Annotated in this window: 18 protein-coding genes; 11 read left to right on the plus strand and 7 right to left on the minus strand. The window is 63.8% G+C overall.

The window, feature by feature from the left end; genetic code table 11:
- Positions 1–613 precede the first annotated feature (613 nt).
- On the plus strand, positions 614–1,567 hold the full coding sequence (locus G154_RS16720) for a response regulator transcription factor (protein ID WP_031601555.1): 954 nt from the start codon (positions 614–616) through the stop codon (positions 1,565–1,567).
- Between the two features lie 33 nt (positions 1,568–1,600).
- Here the strand turns inward: G154_RS16720 and G154_RS16725 are convergent, their stop codons facing one another.
- Together G154_RS16725 and G154_RS16730 are read right to left on the minus strand one after the other, a co-directional pair.
- A complete protein-coding gene (locus G154_RS16725; protein WP_019509775.1) occupies positions 1,601–2,302 on the minus strand; it encodes a GntR family transcriptional regulator in 702 nt (233 codons plus the stop codon).
- Between the two features lie 983 nt (positions 2,303–3,285).
- The gene (locus tag G154_RS16730; RefSeq protein WP_019509774.1) at positions 3,286–4,485 is read right to left on the minus strand and encodes an MFS transporter; all 1,200 of its coding nucleotides are present in this window, start codon (positions 4,483–4,485) and stop codon (positions 3,286–3,288) included.
- Between the two features lie 135 nt (positions 4,486–4,620).
- On the opposite strand from G154_RS16730, the gene G154_RS16735 reads away from it, so the two are divergent.
- The 4 genes from G154_RS16735 (at position 4,621) to G154_RS16745 (ending at position 9,309) form a co-directional block, all read left to right on the plus strand.
- The gene (locus G154_RS16735) at positions 4,621–5,058 is read left to right on the plus strand and encodes a MarR family winged helix-turn-helix transcriptional regulator (RefSeq protein ID WP_019509773.1); all 438 of its coding nucleotides are present in this window, start codon (positions 4,621–4,623) and stop codon (positions 5,056–5,058) included.
- Between the two features lie 265 nt (positions 5,059–5,323).
- Positions 5,324–5,464 carry a hypothetical protein gene (locus G154_RS26520; RefSeq protein WP_019509772.1) on the plus strand — a complete coding sequence of 47 codons (141 nt, stop codon included), beginning with the start codon at positions 5,324–5,326 and terminating at the stop codon, positions 5,462–5,464.
- Complete coding sequence (locus tag G154_RS16740) at positions 5,464–6,366, plus strand: alpha/beta fold hydrolase (protein WP_019509771.1); 903 nt, start codon at positions 5,464–5,466, stop codon at positions 6,364–6,366. The genes G154_RS26520 and G154_RS16740 overlap by 1 nt, the downstream gene beginning before the upstream one ends.
- 654 nt (positions 6,367–7,020) lie before the next feature.
- Complete coding sequence (locus tag G154_RS16745) at positions 7,021–9,309, plus strand: CoA transferase (protein WP_162181528.1); 2,289 nt, start codon at positions 7,021–7,023, stop codon at positions 9,307–9,309.
- Positions 9,310–9,590: 281 nt separating this feature from the next.
- Here G154_RS16745 and G154_RS16750 read toward each other — a convergent pair whose 3' ends face one another.
- Positions 9,591–10,409 (minus strand): IclR family transcriptional regulator, encoded by an 819-nt coding sequence (locus tag G154_RS16750; protein ID WP_023985916.1) that lies wholly within the window; start codon positions 10,407–10,409, stop codon positions 9,591–9,593.
- A gap of 242 nt (positions 10,410–10,651) precedes the next feature.
- On the opposite strand from G154_RS16750, the gene G154_RS16755 reads away from it, so the two are divergent.
- On the plus strand, positions 10,652–11,818 hold the full coding sequence (locus G154_RS16755; RefSeq protein ID WP_081650029.1) for an NAD(P)/FAD-dependent oxidoreductase: 1,167 nt from the start codon (positions 10,652–10,654) through the stop codon (positions 11,816–11,818).
- A gap of 273 nt (positions 11,819–12,091) precedes the next feature.
- Here the strand turns inward: G154_RS16755 and G154_RS16760 are convergent, their stop codons facing one another.
- Positions 12,092–12,892: an SDR family NAD(P)-dependent oxidoreductase gene (locus G154_RS16760; protein WP_023985918.1), complete on the minus strand. Its 801-nt coding sequence runs from the start codon at positions 12,890–12,892 to the stop codon at positions 12,092–12,094.
- Entirely contained in the window at positions 12,889–13,407 is a 519-nt protein-coding gene (locus G154_RS16765; protein ID WP_019509764.1) for an aromatic-ring-hydroxylating dioxygenase subunit beta, read from the minus strand. Before G154_RS16765 ends, G154_RS16760 begins: the two co-directional genes overlap by 4 nt.
- A gap of 226 nt (positions 13,408–13,633) precedes the next feature.
- Here G154_RS16765 and G154_RS16770 point away from each other — a divergent pair, with 226 nt between their 5' ends.
- The 5 genes from G154_RS16770 to G154_RS16790 are packed head-to-tail and all read left to right on the plus strand — an operon-like array spanning position 13,634 to position 18,452.
- The gene (locus tag G154_RS16770; RefSeq protein WP_019509763.1) at positions 13,634–14,383 is read left to right on the plus strand and encodes a dienelactone hydrolase family protein; all 750 of its coding nucleotides are present in this window, start codon (positions 13,634–13,636) and stop codon (positions 14,381–14,383) included.
- A gap of 8 nt (positions 14,384–14,391) precedes the next feature.
- The gene (locus tag G154_RS16775; protein WP_019509762.1) at positions 14,392–15,720 is read left to right on the plus strand and encodes an aromatic ring-hydroxylating dioxygenase subunit alpha; all 1,329 of its coding nucleotides are present in this window, start codon (positions 14,392–14,394) and stop codon (positions 15,718–15,720) included.
- Positions 15,721–15,776: 56 nt separating this feature from the next.
- Positions 15,777–16,679, plus strand: coding sequence for an alpha/beta fold hydrolase (locus tag G154_RS16780; protein WP_019509761.1), 903 nt, complete (start codon positions 15,777–15,779; stop codon positions 16,677–16,679).
- Entirely contained in the window at positions 16,672–17,937 is a 1,266-nt protein-coding gene (locus tag G154_RS16785) for an SRPBCC family protein (protein WP_023985920.1), read from the plus strand. Before G154_RS16780 ends, G154_RS16785 begins: the two co-directional genes overlap by 8 nt.
- Positions 17,934–18,452 (plus strand): aromatic-ring-hydroxylating dioxygenase subunit beta, encoded by a 519-nt coding sequence (locus G154_RS16790; RefSeq protein WP_019509759.1) that lies wholly within the window; start codon positions 17,934–17,936, stop codon positions 18,450–18,452. Before G154_RS16785 ends, G154_RS16790 begins: the two co-directional genes overlap by 4 nt.
- Before the next feature lie 331 nt (positions 18,453–18,783).
- On the opposite strand, the gene G154_RS16795 is transcribed toward G154_RS16790, so the two are convergent.
- Positions 18,784–19,647, minus strand: a complete 864-nt coding sequence (locus G154_RS16795) for a universal stress protein (protein ID WP_019509758.1) — start codon at positions 19,645–19,647, stop codon at positions 18,784–18,786.
- Positions 19,644–20,672 (minus strand): 4-hydroxy-2-oxovalerate aldolase, encoded by a 1,029-nt coding sequence (gene dmpG / locus G154_RS16800; RefSeq protein ID WP_019509757.1) that lies wholly within the window; start codon positions 20,670–20,672, stop codon positions 19,644–19,646. Before dmpG ends, G154_RS16795 begins: the two co-directional genes overlap by 4 nt.
- Position 20,673 lies beyond the last annotated feature (1 nt).

Genomic DNA, 20,673 nt, shown 5'->3' on the forward strand with positions numbered 1-20,673 from the left:
CCGGCGCGGTCGGCGCGAAAGCGCATTCCTCCCAATGATATTCGACGTGGCACGGCCGGCAGAACGCACGGCTACGTCCCGACGGCGGGTCGGCGTCCTGCGATGACCGCCTCAGCACGAACCCCGCCCGGGGTCGGCCATCCTGATCGATCCGCGTCGCCGGGCACATTCGCCGCAACGGCTTCACGGCTTCACGGCTTCACGGCTTCACGGCTTCACGGCTTCACGGCTTCCGAACGGGATCGAACCAGGCTCGGTGCATTCCGGACTGGGCGACGCCCTCAGAGAGATGGCATCGAAGCGGTGTCGCGATTGCCCGGGGGTATCAACTGTCTCGGGACATCCGTCGGATCTGTTGCGGGGTCGGCCGTGCTGTCGCACAATGGCATCACCATCACCACGTTTGTCCAGCGCTTTCCCAGACTTCGAATTGCTGGCCGAACACCTGAATTCGAGGCGCAGTCGACGACGACGGCGCTAGGATCGGTGGCGGCTGACCGCGCCGCCCTTTCCTCTCGGGTTCAGTCTCTTCACAACCTCATCCGAGATGAGAGGTCGTCGAGTGCCCCTTTGCTACGACACGGAAAACGACGTCCACCTGACCGGGCCGGACGTGGATCTCGTTGCGGACTGCGCCTACAACGCCGGCAGTGAGGAACGCGGTCCGGCCGGCGCGTACATCCTCGAACGGCTGGGCGGCATTGTGCACGCCGATGCGGCGGCGATCCTCGGGTGGAACCCCGTCGCCCATCGCCATGTGCTCGTGAGCAACGTCGAATACGCACCATCGACGCTTCTCGGCCTGAGCGAGCCCTACGCAGACACCGATCCGCACCACCAGATGATCGCGTGCAAGCAGCCGCTGCGGTTCGCGGACCTGCCTTACGACTACCGCGGGACCGAGTTCTACGAAGACGTCCTCGCACCCGCTGGATTTCGGGACGGCCTGACGACGTGTCTGTTCGGTCAGAGCGGGGACTACGTGGGCATGGTCCACATGTCGTCGGGCACGCGGGGGACGTTCGACCGGAGGCATTCGCTTCTGCTCAAGACCATCGCCCCCAGCATCGGTCGGTTGTGCACTCCGGCGCGGCCCCGACTGACGGCGGACACGTCGTCGGTCGCCTACATGGACGCCAGCGGCCGAAGCCAGGCCTGGGGACGGTGCCCCGCACCCGTGGTCTGCGACGAGCCGGAGTTCATCTCCGCCACGGCCCGCTTTCTCGACAGCGGCCGTGAGTCGGTCGTCGGACTATGGCCCACGGCCGCGTCCTGGCTGCGCGTGCGCATGGACCGCATCGACGAACCCCTATGGGGGCCAGGCGTCGTCGCGTTGGTCGCCACCACTGAGACGCATGTTCCATACGGCTTGACCGGTCGCGAAATTGACATCCTCACCGGGGTGGCCCACGGCCTGTCGAATCAACAGATCGCTTCGCGCTTTGGGATATCGGTGCGCACCACCACGGCTCACGTCGAGAAGATCTTGCACAAACTCGCCGAACGGTCCCGCACGGGTGCGGCGGTTCGCGCGATCGAGGAAGGCCTGGCCCGCCTCATCCCGTGAACGACGGTCTGGCAGCACCTTGAATCGGGATGGCTATTCACTGACGGCGCCAACGGCGCCATGGTCCTGCTCCTGCACGATGCTCACCAGCCGTTCGCGATTGGTCTCGACGTGGGTGGTGATCAGATCGAGCGAACGGTCGTGGTCGCGGTCCATCAAGGCACGGCGAATGTCTTCGTGTTCGGCCAGCGCTTGGGCCGGGCGCGTCTGCGTCTCGCGCTGCGTGGCCTCGAGGATGGCGATGGCGAACGCCATCTCTTGAGCGATCGAACCGAAGAACCGGTCGGCGCGAGGACTTGCCATCAGTCCGATGACAGCGGCGTGAAATCCGAGATCGGCCTCCACCACCTGCACCGAGTCGAGGTGTTCGCTCGCGGCGCGCAGCCGATCGAAGGCCTCACCCAACCGATCGGCGAGCACCTCGTCGGGGGCCGCCGGGTCCGCGGTGCACCAACGTCGTGCCGCTGCGGTCTCCAGCACCAGACGCGTGTTGTAGAGGTCACGGATGTCGGCGGCGGCAAAATCCGCCACCTGTGTACCCTTGTGGCGCTGATGTCGGACCAGCCCGAATCCCTCCAAGATGCGCAATGCATCCCGCACGGTCCGGCGCGATACCTCGAACTGCGCCGCGATCGCCTCTTCGCGCAGCGGCGCGCTGCGTCCGATCGCACCCGTGATGATGGCCTGCCGAATCAGTTCGGCAACCTGCTCTCCGGTGGTCGACCTGCTGGGCAATCCATTCCGAACAGGTGAATAGTCGCTGGCGACCCGGTCCACAAGCTCACCTCCTTCGCGGTGCGGTGCTCCTGTGGCACCAAGGCGATTCGCACCGTACTTTAACCCAGATCAACTTCGTTGGTTAATTGGTCACCAATCCCTGACCTCGGCCGCTTCGCCGGCGTCGGCGCGATCACCACCGAAGCTCCTACCGCGCCATGTCGGCAAAGCCGCGAACTCGAAGCTGGCTGGCCACGTCGATCGTCTTGGAAGGTCTCGTCTGGTGCTAGCCGATGATGATTTCGCCCTGGCCCGCGGGCGATCACGTTCGAACAGATCCGGGTGGTGCTGCACAGCGCGAATTCACCATCCTGCTCCGACCGCTGCAGACTCGCGTGGATCAGGAAGTGGCAGACAACCGTCCGAAGACGTCGGAACTCTCTGTCGTACAACAGAGTTAGTTGAGTGTTGACACGATGCGACATGTTCATCGATACCAATCCTCAACCCAAAGAGGCCCTACGGGTCCAACTGGCGTAGTTGTTCCCATCGCCGGCTTCCGCTACTAAATATGAAGGGCGTCATAGCACAGCCGATCATCGATGAGCAGCCCCAACAGCCCTGGTGCAGAATGCATCGCGGGTCCTTCGCGACCACCGTCACTGACAGTGGTCGCAGCGCGAAACGAACACGGTTGACAGTGACAGCCGCGAGGTCAGGGCGTCAACTCTTCTCGGACGGAGATACTCATTTCAGCCAAATGCGGTCTCACGAATGAGACTTCACTCGCTCTACAGGCGTACTGCGAACGAACATCGAAGGATCACGTTGGTGCAAGCGATCTTCGAGTGACTCGGACAGGACTCGAGAGAATCCGCGCCACCCCGATAGATCTCCGTGACGGGAACGCCGTCATCGGCAAGATCAAGGACCATCGGATTCATCTTTAGAGTTTGAGGTCTAATGACAGGTGCCGACAGTCAGTCCCCACCACCATTGGATTACTGCGCGAGGCGCGACATACCTGCGGAGGTCGTCAGGCCGCTGGTCTTAGTCCTGCTACTCAAGGCGGTTGCTACGACGAGTACCAGCAGGGCGGATGCGGTAAGTGCGGCGCCCGCCCAGATGGGTGAGGTGTAGCCGAAGCCGGCGGAGATCGTCATGCCGCCAATCCAGGCGCCGAGGGCGTTGCCGAGGTTGAATGCGCCGATGTTGGCGGCCGAGGCCATCGTTGGTGCGTCATCGCCGAATGTCATGACACGCATCTGCAGGGCAGGGACACTGCCGAAGGCGGCGGCTCCCATCGCCAGCAATGCCGCGATCGTGGCGGGCCGGCTGTGCGCAGTGAGCGCAAACGCCACCAGGATCACGATCAGAGCGGCGATGAACACGATCAGGGCCCGGTCGACCGACCGGTCTGCGGCCTTGCCGCCGACGACGTTTCCGACGAAGCCCCCAATACCGAAGACCACCAGCAGCCACGGCACGGTCGAGGAGGCGAAGCCTGATACTTCGGTCAAGGTGTAGGCGATGTAGGTGAACGCACCGAAGACACCGCCGAATCCGAGGATGGTCACCGCGATCGACAACCACACCTGCAGGCGGGTGAACGCCGTCATCTCGCGCCGCAGGCTGGGGGGCGACTCGGCCTGCGGATCATCGTTGGGCGCCAGGACGGCGATGCCGGCCGTGGCAATCACCCCGATGAGCGTGATCGCCCAGAACGTTGCTCGCCAGCCGAACTGCTGCCCCAACAGCGTTCCAAACGGGACACCTAGAACGTTGGCCGCAGTGAGGCCGGTGAACATGAGGGCAATAGCACCGGCTTTGCGATGAGCAGGAACCATGTTGGCCGCGACCACCGATCCGATACCGAAGAACGCTCCATGACATAGTGCCGCCAGAACGCGACCGCCCATCAGAACCGCGTAGCTCGGGGCCAGCGCCGACAGCAGGTTGCCAGCGATGAACAACCCCAGCAACCCCATGAGAACCGGTTTGCGTGGAAGGCGCGTCACCGCCGCAGTGACGACGAGTGCACCGACGACGACCGCCAAGGCGTAGCCGGAGATCAGCCACCCCGCGACGGCTTCCGTCACAGCGAACTCAGTGGCAATGTCCGGCAGGAGCCCCATGATGACGAATTCGGTCAAGCCGATACCGAATGCCGCGATCGCCAGCGCGATTAGTCCCTTGGGCACGGGGCCCCTCTCGGTAGTGTCGCAAGCGCTTATAGCGCGCCTGCAACTAATCTTGGTATAGCCGATAGTTGCACACGCGCCATATCGGCGCAAGCTGGTAATGTGTGACGTGGTTAACGCAGCTGGAGGTGTTGCATGGGTATCGCCAATGACGCCGTTGAGATCCGGGCTCGGGGTTGGCGAACTCTCGCGGCCCTGCACGGCCGTCTGGAAGCTGCGTTGGAAAAGGTATTGCAGGCCGAACACGAGCTGTCCGTCGTCGAGTACACGGTGCTCGATGCACTGAGTCGCCAGGACGGCTGGCACATGAGAATGCAGCAGCTCGCGCGCGCGACGGCCCTGAGCTCGAGCGCCACGACTCGACTGGTCAACCGCCTCGAAGAGCGCGGGCTTCTGGGGCGCTTTCTATGCCAGGACGACCGCCGGGGGATCTACACCGAGCTGACGCCCGAGGGACAACAGCTGCTCGAACTTGCCCGCCCCCATCACGATCGCATGCTGAAGGAGGCACTCGGCGTAGCGGCCGACCACCCGGAACTCGCACCCCTGGTCCAGGCCTTGAACAGCCTCTAGCCGCTTCAACGCCGTTCGACGACGTTCCAAGCGGGCATTAGATTCCGACTGATCCCGTTGATCGTGCGTGCAAGTGACCCCGGCGACAAGCTGCTGTTCCATTCGTTGGAAGCAGACTCGTCAATGAACTCGACGCGGCGGCAAATGCGCCGCAGCGTTCCAGCCATCGGAACCGTCGGCCGACGATCCCCTGTGCTCATGTCTAGGCTGGCATCGGCCACCCTGCTTCACCACTGAACAGAGCTGTCACCTCGGGCAGGAGTTCATGGAGGTCGAGACCACCGGCGAGTTCGCGGCCGACGTGGAGATGTCCGGGCAAATGACGATTGACCCGAAACTGATGGCCCACTTCGCCAGCTTCATGGTTGAAGTCAGCCGCGACTATTACTACCAATTGGAGGCCTGATGGACATCCGCACCGGCACCGCCAAGTCCGGCGATCTCGACATCTTCTACGAGGACATGGGCGACGTGAACGACCCCGCTGTTCTGTTGATCATGGGGCTCGGCGGGCAGCTGTTGTTCTGGCGCGACGGCTTCTGCGAGCGTCTGGTTAATCAGGGGTTCCGCGTCATACGCTACGACAACCGCGACATCGGGCTCTCCAGCAAGCTCGAGGGCCATGACACCGACGCAAAACTATTGCCGCGACTGCTGCGTTTCCAGTTCGGGCTGCGAAACGAAGCCGCCTACACGCTGGAGGACATGGCCGACGACGCTGCGGCGCTGCTCGACCACCTGCAGATTGAAAAGGCGCACGTCTTCGGCGGATCGATGGGCGGGATGATCGCGCAGATCTTCGCCGCCAGGTACCACCACCGCACCAAGACGCTGGGCGTCATCTTCACGAGCAACAACCAGGCGCTGCTGCCCCTGCCAGCCCTCAAGCAGATGCAGGCGGCGACGACGCGTTCCAAGGACCCCTCGCGCGACGGCGTCATCGCCAACTCCGTCCGCACCGCCAGAATCCTCGGCAGCCCGGGCTACCCAGCCTCCGAGGACCAGATGCTGGCCGATGCCACGGAGTCTTACGAGCGTTCGTACAACCCCGACGGGGTGACTCGCCAGTACAACGCCATGCTCGGCAGCGGCAGCCTGCTTCGCTACGACAAGCAGATCACCGCGCCGACGGTGGTGATGCACGGTCGCGCGGACAAGATGATGCGCCCCACTTGTGGCCATGCGGTAGCCAAGGCCATCCGCGGGTCCCGCTGGGTGACATTCGACGGAATGGCCCACGACCTGCCCGAGCCGCTGTGGGATGACATCATCGGTGAACTGAAGATCAACTTCTCCAAGGTGCCGTAAACCTCGGAGCCAACTCGAATTTGGTCCGACCTGGCACTTGGCAAGATCGGCCTTACGCTCGGACAGCGCTGAGCGGGGGCGGATTACCGATTCGTCGAAGTCCGTCGAAACACGCTGTCGGACAACATCGATGCCTCGGCGATCACGTCAACACGGCTCACGCGATGGGTAGACACGGCAATCGGGGTCAGCTACGGACCCCGCACGGTCTTCATTCCGTCCAGGTATCCACTTCGCCGCCGTTCTCACCTTCATGGCGAGACAACGGCGCGACGGTCGAATTCACCGACTACACAGTGCGAGCCACGACCGCATCGAGTTGCCGCACATCTCTTCCCGGCTCAGCAGACGCAACATCGTCGCAATGAACACCGCGCTCGCGCCAATCTGCGCCCGGCGCCGGGCGTGCACGTCGCGGTCGAGCTTCCCGTGCGCGAGCCACCAATCGACGTGGCGCCGGTGAGCAGTCGATCGTCAATCCTCAAGCAGCCCACGCACGGTCGTCACTCGAAGCGACGACCGACTCTTGCCATCCGTGTTCCGACCGCCGGCCCGGCGTGGTGGCGTTCCGATCACCGGAAATGCGTATTCACCGACATCAGTCGCCCGCGCAGCATCGAGATGCGAATCAGACCGCATCGAGGGAGTGAACACGTGTCGAACACCAACACAATTGGTCGCGGAACCGGACAAGATGACGTGCGGTTGCTCGACGACGTCGTCGTCGCCGAAGCCGGCGCCACCGAGGCGGTGGCGTGGTGCGGCCGGTTACTGCGCGACCTCGGGGCCGATGTGGTGAGAATCGACCTCAATGACGATGCGCTTTCCGTGCCGCACGACGCATTGCACCGCGGCAAACGGCGCATCACGGACGTAGCGCGGGTCGACGTCCTCGTCGTGGATGGACCAGCGGGACATCTGCAGGTCGACCCCTTCAGGGCACGGAATCCCAAGCTGGTCGTTGTGTCGGTCAGCGACTACGGCATGACCGGGCCGGCGGCTGAGACGCCAGCTAGCGAGCTCACTCTGCAGGCCGAGGCCGGACTCATCGCACTCCATCCGACCTACGGCCGCCCTCCCGTCGGCATCGGCGTCAATCTCGCCGAACAAATGGCGGGCCGGTGGGCGGCCGTCGGCGCGATGGCTGGTCTTCTCGCGGTGACAGGCGGCGCACCTGGCACCGAGGTCGACGTCTCGCGGTTCGAGTCGCTGGCATCGGTGCTGCAATACCCATGGCTGATGGCTCAGCTGCCGGACAGCTTTCCGTACCCGGTACCTCAGATGGCCGTACCAGGGATCGAACCGGCCAAGGATGGCTGGGTTTGTCTGGTGGCCGTGAGCCCCCAGCAGTGGAGTGGCGTCAAGCAACTCGTCGGCGACCCGCGCCTGGACGACCCGCGCTATGACCAGCTGGTGGAACGCATCCGTCTGGCTGCGGAGGTGAGGCCACTTCTTCACGACTTCACCAAGCGGTATACCGTTGCCGAACTCGTCGAGATGGGCATCGCGAGTCGGGTCGCGATCGCCCCGGTCACCGATCTCACGACGGTCGCCGAGTTCGCCCCGTTCGCTGCTCGCGACTGCATCCTTCGCACCGAGGACGGAGTGACATTCCCCCGTAACCCCATTCGCGTGCACGCCGCACCCGACACGACGGCGCTCGGCACGGTTGGTGACCCATCACGCCTACCCCGACGTCCTCTGCACGGAGTACGAGTCACCGAAATCGCCAGCTTCCAAGCCGGACCCCTGGTGGGTTCCTATCTTGCGTCGCTCGGCGCCGACGTAATTCGGGTCGAATCGGCCACCAGGCCCGACGCGATGCGCTTCACGGGAACGCCCTCGACGGTCGATCGATGCTGGGAGCGAGCGGCCTCCTTCGCCGGAGCCAACGTCGACAAGAGATCTGTTGCCGCCGAGCTCAACGACCCTCGGGGGCGCGAGATCGTCGACCGCCTCATCGCATCCAGTCACGTCCTGGTGGAGAACTACGTTCCACGGGTCCTCGATGATCGCGGTTTGGACTACGCGGGAGTTACGGCGTTGCAGCCGAACATCGTCATGACTCGAATGCCTGCCTGGGGTTCCACTGGACCCTGGCGTGGTCAACCTGGGCTCACGTTCACCGTCAATGCGGCATCAAGCGTCAGTTGGATGTCCGGGTACGAAGACGGCGAACCACTCTTGACCGGAACGGTTTTCGATCCAATCGCGGCTGTCACCGCGACGGTTGGTACCCTGGCGGCGCTATGGCGCCGTTTTCGCACCGGACGTGGCGCGCACCTTGAGGTCGCGTTGTGCGATGTGGCCCTCCAGGTCTCCGCGCTGCAGATCGCAGCCGGCTCCACGGGCCGGAAGCCCATCCGATCCGGAAACAGACGCAACGGGATCGCTCCGCAGGGCGTGTACCAATCCGCAGACAACCGGTGGGTGGCGATCAGCGCGATCTCGGATAGGCAGTGGGACGCCCTCGCAGGAGCACCAGGAATGCCGGAGCGGGCGCTCGACGCGGATCTGCGCACTCTCGACGAAAGAGTCAGCCGCCACGACGAACTCGACGAGATGCTCACCGTGATGTGCTCGGGGCAGGAAGCAGCGACATTGGTCGACGTATTGCGGGGCCGCGGCGTTCCCGCCGCCACGGTAGAGATCGGCACCGGTCTGATCGACCATCCGCAATTGCTCGCGCGGCAACGCGTCTTCGCGGCCGATCACCCCGTGGCGGGACGTGCCCGCTACATCGGCCTGCCCGCCCGGTTCGGACATGCTCCCGCCGCATCCGCCGATAGACCAGCACCCCTCTTCGGCGAACATTCCCGAGAGATGCTCGCCGAACTCGGGTTCAGCATCGATGAGATCGACGCGTGGGACGCCGATGGAGCCCTTGCCCGCTCCCCCTTCGGACTTCCGTTCGCACAGCCTTCGCACCAGCCGCAGCAATGACATCCGAGCCGAGCGGAACATGTCCTCCCCCTGGCGCCTCCAGTCAAGTTGGCGGCGCGACGACGACACTGGGTTGAGCTCAATTACTCTGCTCGTCAACACGTTTGGGAGACCACCTGCGGACGGCCATGATGCAAACGGTTGAGTCGCCCAAGGACATCTTCAACGGATCTGAGCAGGCCCAACGCATCACGATTGGGCACACGACGGGACGAACCGTCGGTTAAGGCAGTTGCTCGGTCTGGCGACGCCCGCGACGGCGCCCACGAGCATGGGCGTGTTTACTCCTCCGGACTGACTGGCAGCCAACGTTCCCGGGACACGATGTTGGTCGCCGCATCGGCAGACAGGCGGCCGGCGCTGTGCCGCACGGCTCCCTCGATTTTGGCGAAGTCCGCCGTGCCCGAGGGGAAACTGACCGACAGCGCTGCCACGACCCGGGGCGAACCAGGGTGGACCAGGATGGGTGCCGCGATGCACGCCACCCCGAGTCGAGCCTCGCCGTCGGCGTAGGCAAGACCGTTGGCGCGGGTGCGGCGGAGCTGAACCAGCAGATCGTCGACGTCGCTCACAGAGCGCGGTGTCATTCGAGGGAGTCCGAGCGATAGCCGTGCCCGCAGCTGCTCCGGGTCGTCATGGGCCAGTAACGCTTTGCCCAAAGCCGTACAGGTGGCCGGCCAACGGCTGCCGATTTCCGACGGCTCGGCGGCAGGACCGCGCGGCGAGAGCTTCTCCACGCATACGACGTCGAGACCGCGAAGGATACCGAGGCGGACAGGGTGCCGCGTGTAGTTCAACAGGGCACTGAGATGGGGTGCGGCGAGCTCCCGCAGACCCGCAACGGGTGTCGTTGCACTCAGCTTGAGTAGCGAGACACCGAGCCGGTATCCGTGGCCGGATTGCTCGACGACATCCAGCTCGATGAGTCTGGCCAGTAACCGATGGACGGTCGACTTCGGGAGGTCCGACGCGCGAGCCAACTCGCTGAGAGTCATGACCCTCGCGGTTTGGTTGAAAGCGCGCAGCAGTTCGAAGGCCTTCGACAAGATCGACGGTGAATCGTGCACCGACGGATGCATCGTCGTCGTCGAATAATCCATGTTGGTTGCTCCTTTCGGGTGCGATCCGCTGTGATCGTCACCACTTGAATGCGAGCGTACGTCGTGGAGCTGTCAACCAACAGGCTCGACGTAATTGCCACGAAATCGGTGTGTCGATGATCGAGATTCGCACGACGTCCTCAACGCGGTGCCCGGCCAGTTCCGATGCAACGGGTTCCAGCCAACGGCAAACCCCCTTGTCCAGGGCACCAACGGATGACGACACTTTCGAGGTGTCGCTAATGATCGTTGGAAGCTCGGTAGCCGGGGTGAGCACGGCCCGACATCTCCGCGCAGCAGGCTTTGACGAACCCATCACGATGATCGGCGAAGAGCGCCACAAGCCATACGACAAACCACCGCTGACCAAGGCCATGCTCGCCGCCGACGGTGACGGGGCACCAACGTCTCTGGTGTCAGACGAGGACCTGGCCCGGTTCGCCATCGACTTGCGGCTAGGCACGCGCGCCACGGCGCTGGACCCCGTCCGGCGCCTCGTCACGTTCAACGCTGGACCCGAGATCGGGTACGAACACCTCGTGATCGCAACCGGCGTCACCCCGAGGAGGCTGCCGGGCATGGACGGGTTGGCTGGTGTCCACACGATTCGCACCGCCGACGATGCGTTCGACTTGCGCTCGGAGTTGGTCCGTGAGCCAAGCGTCGTCGTCATCGGTGCCGGGTTCATCGGTGCGGAGTTCGCGGCCGCAGCACACCTCCATGGGTGCCAGGTCTCGGTGGTCGAAGCGCAGAACACGCCGATGGCGAACATCGTCGGGGACGAGGTGGGGTCGCTTCTCTCCAATCTTCATGCAGTGCACGGTGTACACCTGATCACCGGCGCCACCGTGTCTCGCTTCGAGGGTCAAGACCGGGTGACCGCCGTGGTGCTCGAAGACGGCCGCACCATTCCCGCGGACCTGGTCGTCGTTGGCATCGGTGCGGCCCCTGCAACGGATTGGCTCGCGACGTCGGGCCTGCCCATCGCGAACGGCGTCGAATGTGACGATCAGCTGCGCGTCGTCGGATTCCCTGGGATCTACGCCGCGGGCGACGTCGCGTGTAGACCGCATCCGCATTACGACGGCAGCGTTCGCATCGAACACTGGACGAGTGCGACAGAGCACGGTGAGGTGGTGGCTGCAAGCATCATGCAGCAGCCCATCCGGCCGCCGGCGATACCGTACGTGTGGTCTGACCAGTACGGTCACCGAATCCAGATCATCGGTCGTCCGAGCGCGGGCACGCTCGCCACGCTTTCGGGCGACGCCTGCAACCGTCTGGCAGCGTTCTACGGTGATGCCTCCGGAGTGCTCGTAGGCGCCGTCGTCGTCGACGATCCTCGTCTGATGCTGCGCAGCCGGAAGGCGATCGCCTCGCGGGCGCCGGTGAACGACCTGACTGCGTGAGCCCACACAACCTCACGCAGTCAACTGAAAGGACCATGTACTGCAAGGGATTCGGTCCGTCCCCCAGTCCCTGGGTCTGCACAATGTCGTGCAGGCCCAGCCCTCTCCCGGCACGCACATCGACCGCGGTGGCTACATGCGTTCGACAGGTCGACCCTGGTACTCGCGCTGGCGCCGAACCTCGAGGTCCGAGCACTGCCACGGCTACGCGTGGCCAGGTGCGTGATGGGACATCCGAAACGGTGCGCCCAGGGCGTCAGGCAGGCTACGACGTCACCGATGTGGCATCAGCGGCCAGTACTTGGCGGTGGCACCGCCGTCCACGGTGATGTTGCTGCCGGTGATCATCGCCGAGTCGTCGGAGGCCAGGAACACCACCGACGGCACGTAATCAGCTGGGCCGGGCAACCGGTTCATGGGCATGAGACCGAAGAAATCGTTCCGAAAGGGTAGGTCCGGTGCAGCCGCGCCGCGCAAGACGGCCTCACCATCGGAATCCTTGGGTTGCGTGGCGCTGGGGGTGAAGCCGTTGACCCGAATGTCGTGGGGTGCCAGCTCCATTGCCGCTGACCGCGTGAAGTTGATCAAACCGCTCTTGGCTGTTGAGTAGCCGATGTTTCCTGGTTGGCCTTGCCAGGCGGCGGTCGACAGGATGTTGACGATGCTGCCACCGTGGCCCGCGGCGATCATCGCCTCGGCCGCTGCCCTGGTGAACACCAGCGCACCGGTGAGGCAGATGTCGACCTGTTGCCGAAATTCCTCAACGGGCATGGTCATCAACCCTTTGTGATTGAAGATCATGGCGTTGTTGACCAGGACGTCGAGGCGGCCCCACCGGTCCAGTGCGGCCGCTACCGCGTCAGCCGCATGCGCGGCATCGGTGACGTCACCGGCGACGGCGAGCGCATCACCGCCAGCCCCGCGGATCGTCTGAGCGGTTGTTTCGGCCGCGGTCTCGACGAGATCGGTGCACACGACGTTTGCGCCCTCGGCTGCCAACCCAGCTGCGAACGCGCTACCGATGTATCCCCCGGCTCCGGTAACGATGGCCGTCCTGCCCTCCAGGCGGTTCATAGGATGATGCTGACCTTGCCATGGGGGCGCAGCGCGTCGAGAACCATTACCGACTTCCGTTGAAGGAACTTGTAACCCGTGATCTCGTCGGGCTCGACGACGTGTCGGTACTGACCCACGTAGGTGTCCATGACCCCTGCCCGCACGCGGTAGACCGCGAAGTTCGCCGTGACGTGAAGAGGTCCGCCTACCGCTCCTCGGGCTCGAACATTGCCTACGATTCGCCGGGTCGCGGAGTGTGGATACTCCGCATGGGCCGAGCGGGTGAGCAACGACTGCACCCGCTGCTCGAGCAGAAAGCGGTCGTCGTGGACCAGGAACAAGTCCCGCGTCGGATCGCCCTCGGGACGGTCGGTGGCCGGAATCTCGTAAGTTCCTTCGGGCGAGAACAGTTCGAGCCACTCGTGAAGGCGCCACTGGTCCAGCAATTCGGCCTCGTCATGCAGGAATGCCTCCACGTCGCCTAGTACCTCTCGCGACACCGTCGAATCCACCCCGGACGTCGTCGAAACCATTGCAACTCCTCTCCTCGTCGGTCGATCGTCGACGATGAGCGCGCCCGGGCCCTAGAGATCGTTTCACCCGCCGGAACGAGGCATCAGTGCACGGGCGGACGGCTGTGTTCCGGTGCCCGGGACGGGGAGTTCCCGGAGTCCACCCGCTGCCGGTAACCAAGGGGTACCTCCTTGATCCGCGATTTTGCGAAAGCGGGCCAGTCCCCTACCGGAAGATGCCTTGCCCATGGCCGCCACCGTGCACGTCACACCTCGGTGCAGCGTCGTCAAGTGCGGTGGCCGACCGGTCGACATCGCCGAGATCCATCTCCCGGGCACGCCCCGGGGAGCCGTCCTCGTGATGACATCGGGCCGCGATTTCGAACCCGCCGCCGCGGAGTTGTTGAACGGCTTCGCTGCCTTCGGCTACGAGGGTCTCGCTGCCGATGCTACGAAGTTACGCGGGACGCGCGCCGAACTCACGGCCATGGTCGGACACCTCCTGAAGCGTTTGGGTGATCGCGGTTGGCACGATGAGCAGATCGGCGTGGTTGGCTACTCGTGGGGCGGACTCGTGGCGCTCCTCGCCGGCGTGTCGTTCGAACTCGGTGCCGTGGTGAGTGTTTCGCCCCAACCGAGGTATGGAAGCAGCGACGATCTCATCCAGTGGATCGGTGGGTTGGCCCCGCTCACACGCGCGCCATGGTTGTGCCTGACCGGCGCTGACGATCCCGCGCTGCCAGCGTCGGTTCGCGACGGCTTGGAGCGCACCCTTCGCAACGATGCGTCGACGTACACGCAGATCGTCAGCTATGTCGATGTGGGACAGGACTTCTATCGCACGTCGCCCGACGTCGCTGCGACAGCTGCCGCGTTCGATTCCTGGCAGCGGACAGTCGAATGGCTGGAGTTGCGAGTGGCGCCCCGCCTCACTCCCCTCACCAAGCAGTGGCGTCAACGCCAGACCGTGCTTGGTGGGGCTTCAACAGAAAGGTAAAAACGCGCATGTCCGAATACGTCGTTGATGACCGGGAGATGCCGTGCTTTCGGGTCGCCCGCCAGACCATGGTGGATCCGACGATCCTCGAACGGGAACGCACGCTGATCTTCGACAAGAGCTGGCTCTACGTTGGCCACGAGTCAGAGTTGGCGAAGCCGAACAGCTTCAAGACGCGCACGCTGGCGGGCCGCCCCGTCATCTTCACCCGAGACAGTCGGGGACAGATTCGCGTGTGGCTGAACTCGTGCCCGCACCGTGGGGCGATGATCTGCCGCGAGCGCGAGGGAAACGCGCGCTTTCATACGTGCTTCTATCACGGGTGGTCGTTCAACACCGCCGGCGAACAGGTCTCGACGCCTGGAGATGAATCCTATGGACCAAACTTCGATCGACCCGGCTTGGCGAAGCCGCCGCGACTGGAGTCCTACCGCGGCTTCGTCTTCGCAAGCTTCGATCCTGACATCGTCGATCTCGAAACCTATCTCGCCGGCGCGAAGGAATACCTCGACCTCGTGGCCGATCAGTCCGATATGGGGATGCAGGTTCTCGAGGGCACTCACGAGTACTCGTGCAAGGCCAACTGGAAGCTCCTGGTGGAGAACAGCTTCGACGGCTATCACGCGATGACCACCCATCAGCGGTACTTCGCGATGGTGATTGCCGCCCGTGGCTCGATCGACACCTCGCTCATCATCGGCAAAGATCGCGGCATCGACCTGGGCAACGGTCATGCGGTGATCGCGGCCGGTCCCGGTGGTGATCAAATCTTGGGCCGACCCCTCTCCGCGGCGGGACAAGCCGAGCGTGACGCGCGCTACGCAGCCATCGGGGAGAAGTACGGCACCGAGTGGGCTACACGGCTGCGGGGTCAACGCAACTTGGTGATCTTCCCCAATCTGGTGATCATCGACCTCGTCATGGGTGTGCTGATCCGCAAGATCGATCCAATCACGCCGGACTACATGGAGGTAACTGCCTGGCACATCGTGCCACCGGAGGAGGGTGCGGAGCTGCGCGCCCAACGACTCGACAACTTCCTCACGTTCTGGGGCCCGAGTGGTCTGGCCACGCCCGACGACGTCGAGGCACTCGAAAGCGCGCAGCGCGCATTCGCCACGCGCAAAGAGCTTCCGTGGTCCGACATTTCACGGGGAATGTCGAGTCGCGTCAACACCAGTCAGGACGAGCTCCAAATGCGGACTTGGTGGCGTCAATGGAACCGACTGATCACCGGCGAGGTCCTGCCCGATGAAGAGAAGGACCCGATGGGGCTGCCGTGGAGTGGACGACGCCGCGAGCCGACCGTGTCCCACCTACCCACTCCAGCCCCCTGACACCCGACGGTCGATTCCCAATGCCAAGCCTCTCCAACACGAACGGAGCCAACACAATGGCGTCGCAGACGATCAGCACCACCAACCCCGCGCTCGGTCGACGTGTGACCGCCGCGGGCATCGACACCAACTTTCTCGACCAAGGAGCTGGTGACAGCAAGCCCGTCGTGCTGCTACACGGCTCTGGTCCCGGCGTATCAGCCTATGCGAATTGGCGTCTGACACTTCCGGCGTTGGCCGCCGAACGGCGAGTAGTCGCTCCGGACCTCGTCGGTTTCGGCTACACCGAGCGGCCACCTGGACATCAGTACTCGATGACGAACTGGGTGTCCCACGCAGAGGCGTTCCTCGACGCCGTCGGCTTGGATTCGCTCAGTCTCGTCGGCAACAGCTTTGGCTCAGCCATGGCTCTAGAGCTTGCGGTTCGCCTGCCCGAGCGAGTCCGGCGGGTGGTGTTGATGGGCAGCGTGGGAGTGCCGTTCCAACTCACCGAGGGTCTCGATGCGGTTTGGGGTTACACACCGTCCGTGCCAGGAATGCGCGAGGTGCTGGACTACTTCGCGTACGACGAGACACTGGTCGACGACGATCTCGCACAAACCCGTTACGCGGCAAGCATTCAACCAGGATTTCAAGAGTCCTTTGCCGCCATGTTCCCGCCGCCGCGGCAACGCTGGGTGGATTCCATGGTCGTCGACGAGACGGCAATCAGATCGATTCAGTGCCCCACGCTGATCGTCCACGGCCGCGAAGATCGCATCATTCCGCCGGACACCTCGCGTCGACTGTTCGAACTCATTCCCAACGCGCAACTGCACATGTTCGGCCAGTGTGGCCACTGGACTCAAATCGAGCACGCCGGCAGATTCAACGAACTCGTCGTCGACTTTCTCGCGGAGGGTGATCAGATCCCCGGGTCTTCCGCCGCGGCAGCGCGGAAGGGTACGCAACATGCCTGATCCGCAAGCGCACTTGATCATCGACGACGTCGACAACGGCGTCTTCCGTGTCCATCGGTCCACGATGACCTCCCCCGAGATCTATGCCGCCGAGCAAGACTTGATATTCAATCGCTGCTGGCTCTACCTCGGGCACGAATCCGAACTGCGTCAGCCCGGCGACTTCGTTCGGCGCAACGTCGGTGGCCGGCCCCTGATCTTCGTCCGCAGCGCGACGAGCGGCGAAATTCATGCCTTCCACAATACGTGCACGCACCGCGGTGCTGTGGTGTGCCGACTCGACTCGGGCAATAGCAAGGTCTTCCAATGCTTCTACCACGCATGGTCTTTCGACACCAACGGTCGGTTGGTTGGCCTTCCCGATCGCAAGGCCTACGGTCCGGGTTTCAAGATGGAGGAGATGGGCCTGCGACCTGTTGCCAGAGTCGACTCCTACCGGGGTTTCTTCTTCGTCTGCTTCGATCCGAACGTCGAACCGCTCGTCGACTACCTCGCCGGAGCGGTCCACTACCTCGACCTCATCGTCGACGGGGCTGGGGACGACTGGGAGGTGCTGCGCGGCTCCAACCAATATTCGATCAAGGCGAATTGGAAGCTGCTCGCCGAGAACAGCATGGACGGATACCACGCACTGCCCACGCACGACACCTACATCAAGTACCTCAGCAGTATGGGAGTCGACGTAAGTGGCGGACTTTCCGGAACCGGGCGGGCTTTGGGCAACGGCCATGCAATCATCGAGTACCGGGGGCCGTGGGGACGTCCAATTGCCAAGTGGAAAAACCACTTCGGATCGGACACCCGTGCCGAGATCGATGAGAAGCGCGAATGGCTACGCAAGAACTACGGCGACGAGCGATCGGAGATCATGGCCGACTACAACCGCAATCTCGTCATCTTCCCCAACCTCGTCATCAACGACATCCAGTCGGTAACCGTGCGCACCTTCTTCCCGACAAGTCCGGACTACATGGAGATCAGTGCCTGGCACCTGGCGCCCGCATCCGAGTCGCCGCGCGCTCGCGCCCTGCGGCTAGAGAGTTTCCTGAGCTTCCTTGGGCCCGGAGGTTTGGCAACGCCAGACGACGTCGAGGCGCTCGAGTCGTGTCAGAGCGGCTTCCGAAGCGGCGGCGTCGAGTGGAACGACATCTCCCGCGGAATGCTTCGCGATCCCCAATCCGTAGACGAGGAACAGATGCGAGCCTTTTGGCGCAGATGGCGGGACGCCGTCAGCCTCCCGGACGGGGTACTCGCGTGACGACGTTCGACAACGCTCTGACGAACGCCGCCGCACGCGACGTCTCGCGGTCTGATGTAGAAGACCTGCTGTACTACGAAGCCAAGCTGCTCGACGAGTGGCAACTCGACCAGTGGGCGCAGTTGTACACCGATGATGCCGAGTACCTCATTCCCGCCAACGACCTTCCCGACGGGGATGAGAAGCGCGATCTCCTCTTGGTGCACGACAATAAGTTTCGGCTGCTGGCACGGGTAGATCGCCTCAAGAGCCGCAAGGCACACCGCGAGTACCCGCACGCTACGACGCGGCATCAGGTGACCAACGTGCGCATCGAATCGCAGAAGCCCGACGAAGTCTGCGCAACTGCGTATTTCACCGTATGGCGCTTCCGCGAGGGCCGTGACGACCACTACGTGGGCCGCTATGACTATCGTCTGCGCCGACTCGACGGCATCCTGAAGATCAGGTACAAGCGCGCAGTGATGGACATGACGGTCCTACGCCCGGCCGGTGCGGTGAGCATCATCCTCTGAAGGAGTACGGAACATCCATGATCGAGATCGCCAGATCCTCGAGGGACGAAGTGCTTACGGGTATGCGCAAATTCACCGCCGACGAGGTGGCCACATTGGCATTGCGGCGTAACCGCATCGATCGGCGGGTTTCGACACCTTCACTCACTACCGCACCATCTGCGAGTCACGACTGCCCGGTACCGTCGCCGCATTGACGGTGCCACCCATCCCAAAGTCCGCGACGATGATCATTGATTGGGCACTAGCCACGCAGGCCCGACGTCTCTGGCGGCGCATCGACCGCTACCGCTAGTACGAGCGCACCGCTGTGGCGCACGCTGCGGGTTGCTCAGGTCACCGAGACCATGGGGACTCGCGCCTGGTGGACGACGTTCATCACGACCCGACCAGCCATTCCCCGCATACAGCCGGCCGGGACCACGAATAGTTGTGCACGAGAGCACTCCTCGATCGCGGCGGCCTGGTAGCGACGATGGGATCGAAGGCAACTCCACACGGTCGGCACCGTTGGAAAGCGCTGCTGGAACTCGCGCAGCAACGCGCGCTCGGCGTCCCCACGATGTAGTGCGACGACGCCGACCGCCTTTCGTTGTGCCACATCGAATGCGCTCGTCAAGGCCGACGTAGGGTCATAAATCCGGTCGATCCCGACCACGATCGGCGCTCGGGGATCTTGCCAGGGGCGCGGTGCGGTGGGCACCACGGCCACGGGGCAGTCGGAGTGACGACCGAGGTCATGGGCGACCGACCTGGGCCACAGGTGCGAACGGCCTGCCCTCTCGGCGAGTACGAGCAGCTGCGCGTCGCGCGAGATGCTCCTCAACGTCGGCACGACCGGCCCGTCGTATAACCGCGTCCAAAACTCGACGACGCTCGGTGACTCCAGCTCGACCGCGAGCACGGCATCATCCAGCGCCCGCCTCCCGAGTTCGATGGCGTCGCGGTGAACCTGCTCCGGCAGCGGTTCGTTCATCAGTCCCAGCGCGGGCCATGTCTCGAAGGCACTTGCGGCGTGAACCACCACCAAGCCGCAACGGCGCCGAATCGCCTCGCGAAGACCACTTCTCACAGCTTCGCGGTTGTCGGATCCAGCCAGCACGGCGACAGCGACCGGCCGGGCTCGCGGCGCGAGACCGAGCTCGAAATGCGATTGTCCGTCTTGCATCCCGTACGCACGACCGTCGGCTATCACGCCGTGGAGGCCGAGTCAGCGCGTCGAACGTAGTTCAGTGCAATGTCGACCAACATGTCTTCCTGGCCGCCCACCAAGTTGCGGCGACCGGCCTCGATGAGGAGCTCTCGGACGTCGATGCCGTACTGACCCGCAACCACTTCGGCATGACGCAGGAAGGAGGAGTACACGCCGGCGTAACCGAGGGTCAGTGTCTCGCGGTCTACCTGCACCGGCCGGTCTCGCAGGGGACGGACGAGGTCGTCGGCCGCGTCCTGCAGGGCGCACACGTCACAACCATGTGACCACGCCTGCAAGTTGGCGACGGCGATGAATGCCTCGATTGGGCAGTTCCCCGCGCCAGCCCCTTGACCGGCGAGGGAGGCGTCGACGCGCGTGACACCCTCCTCCACCGCAACGACGCTGTTGGCCACCGACAACGAAAGATTCTCATGGGCGTGGATTCCGATCTGAGTGTCGGCATCCAACACTGCTCGGTAAGCCTTGATGCGATCTCGTACGTCCTGCATGAGAAGCCGGCCACCCGAGTCAGTCACATAGACGCACTGCGCCCCATAGCTTTCCATCAACTTGGCTTGCTTGGCCAAATCGGCGGGAGACGCCATGTGGCTCATCATCAAGAATCCCGACACGTCCATGTCGAGTTCTCTTGCCGTCGCTATGTGCTGCGCAGCCACATCGGCTTCGGTGCAGTGGGTGGCTATCCGCACCGAGCGGACACCCATGCGGTGCGCCCGCTCGAGGTCGGAGATCGTGCCGATGCCGGGTAGCAGAAGCGTCGTCAACATAGCGCGTGTGATGCTGCTGGCCGCCGCCTCGATCCACTCCCAGTCGGTGTGGCTGCCCGGTCCGTAATTGACCGAGCCCCCGGACAAGCCGTCCCCGTGGGCGACCTCGATGGCATCGACACCCGCAGCGTCGAGAGCCGAGGCGATGCGAGCTACTGCCTCCGTGCTGATGCGGTGACGGATGGCGTGCATGCCGTCACGCAGAGTCACGTCCTGGATGTAAAGGCGCCTGTCCATG

Source organism: Mycobacterium sp. VKM Ac-1816D, from assembly GCF_000416385.1.
In the GTDB taxonomy this organism is placed as follows: domain Bacteria; phylum Actinomycetota; class Actinomycetes; order Mycobacteriales; family Mycobacteriaceae; genus Mycobacterium; species Mycobacterium neoaurum_A.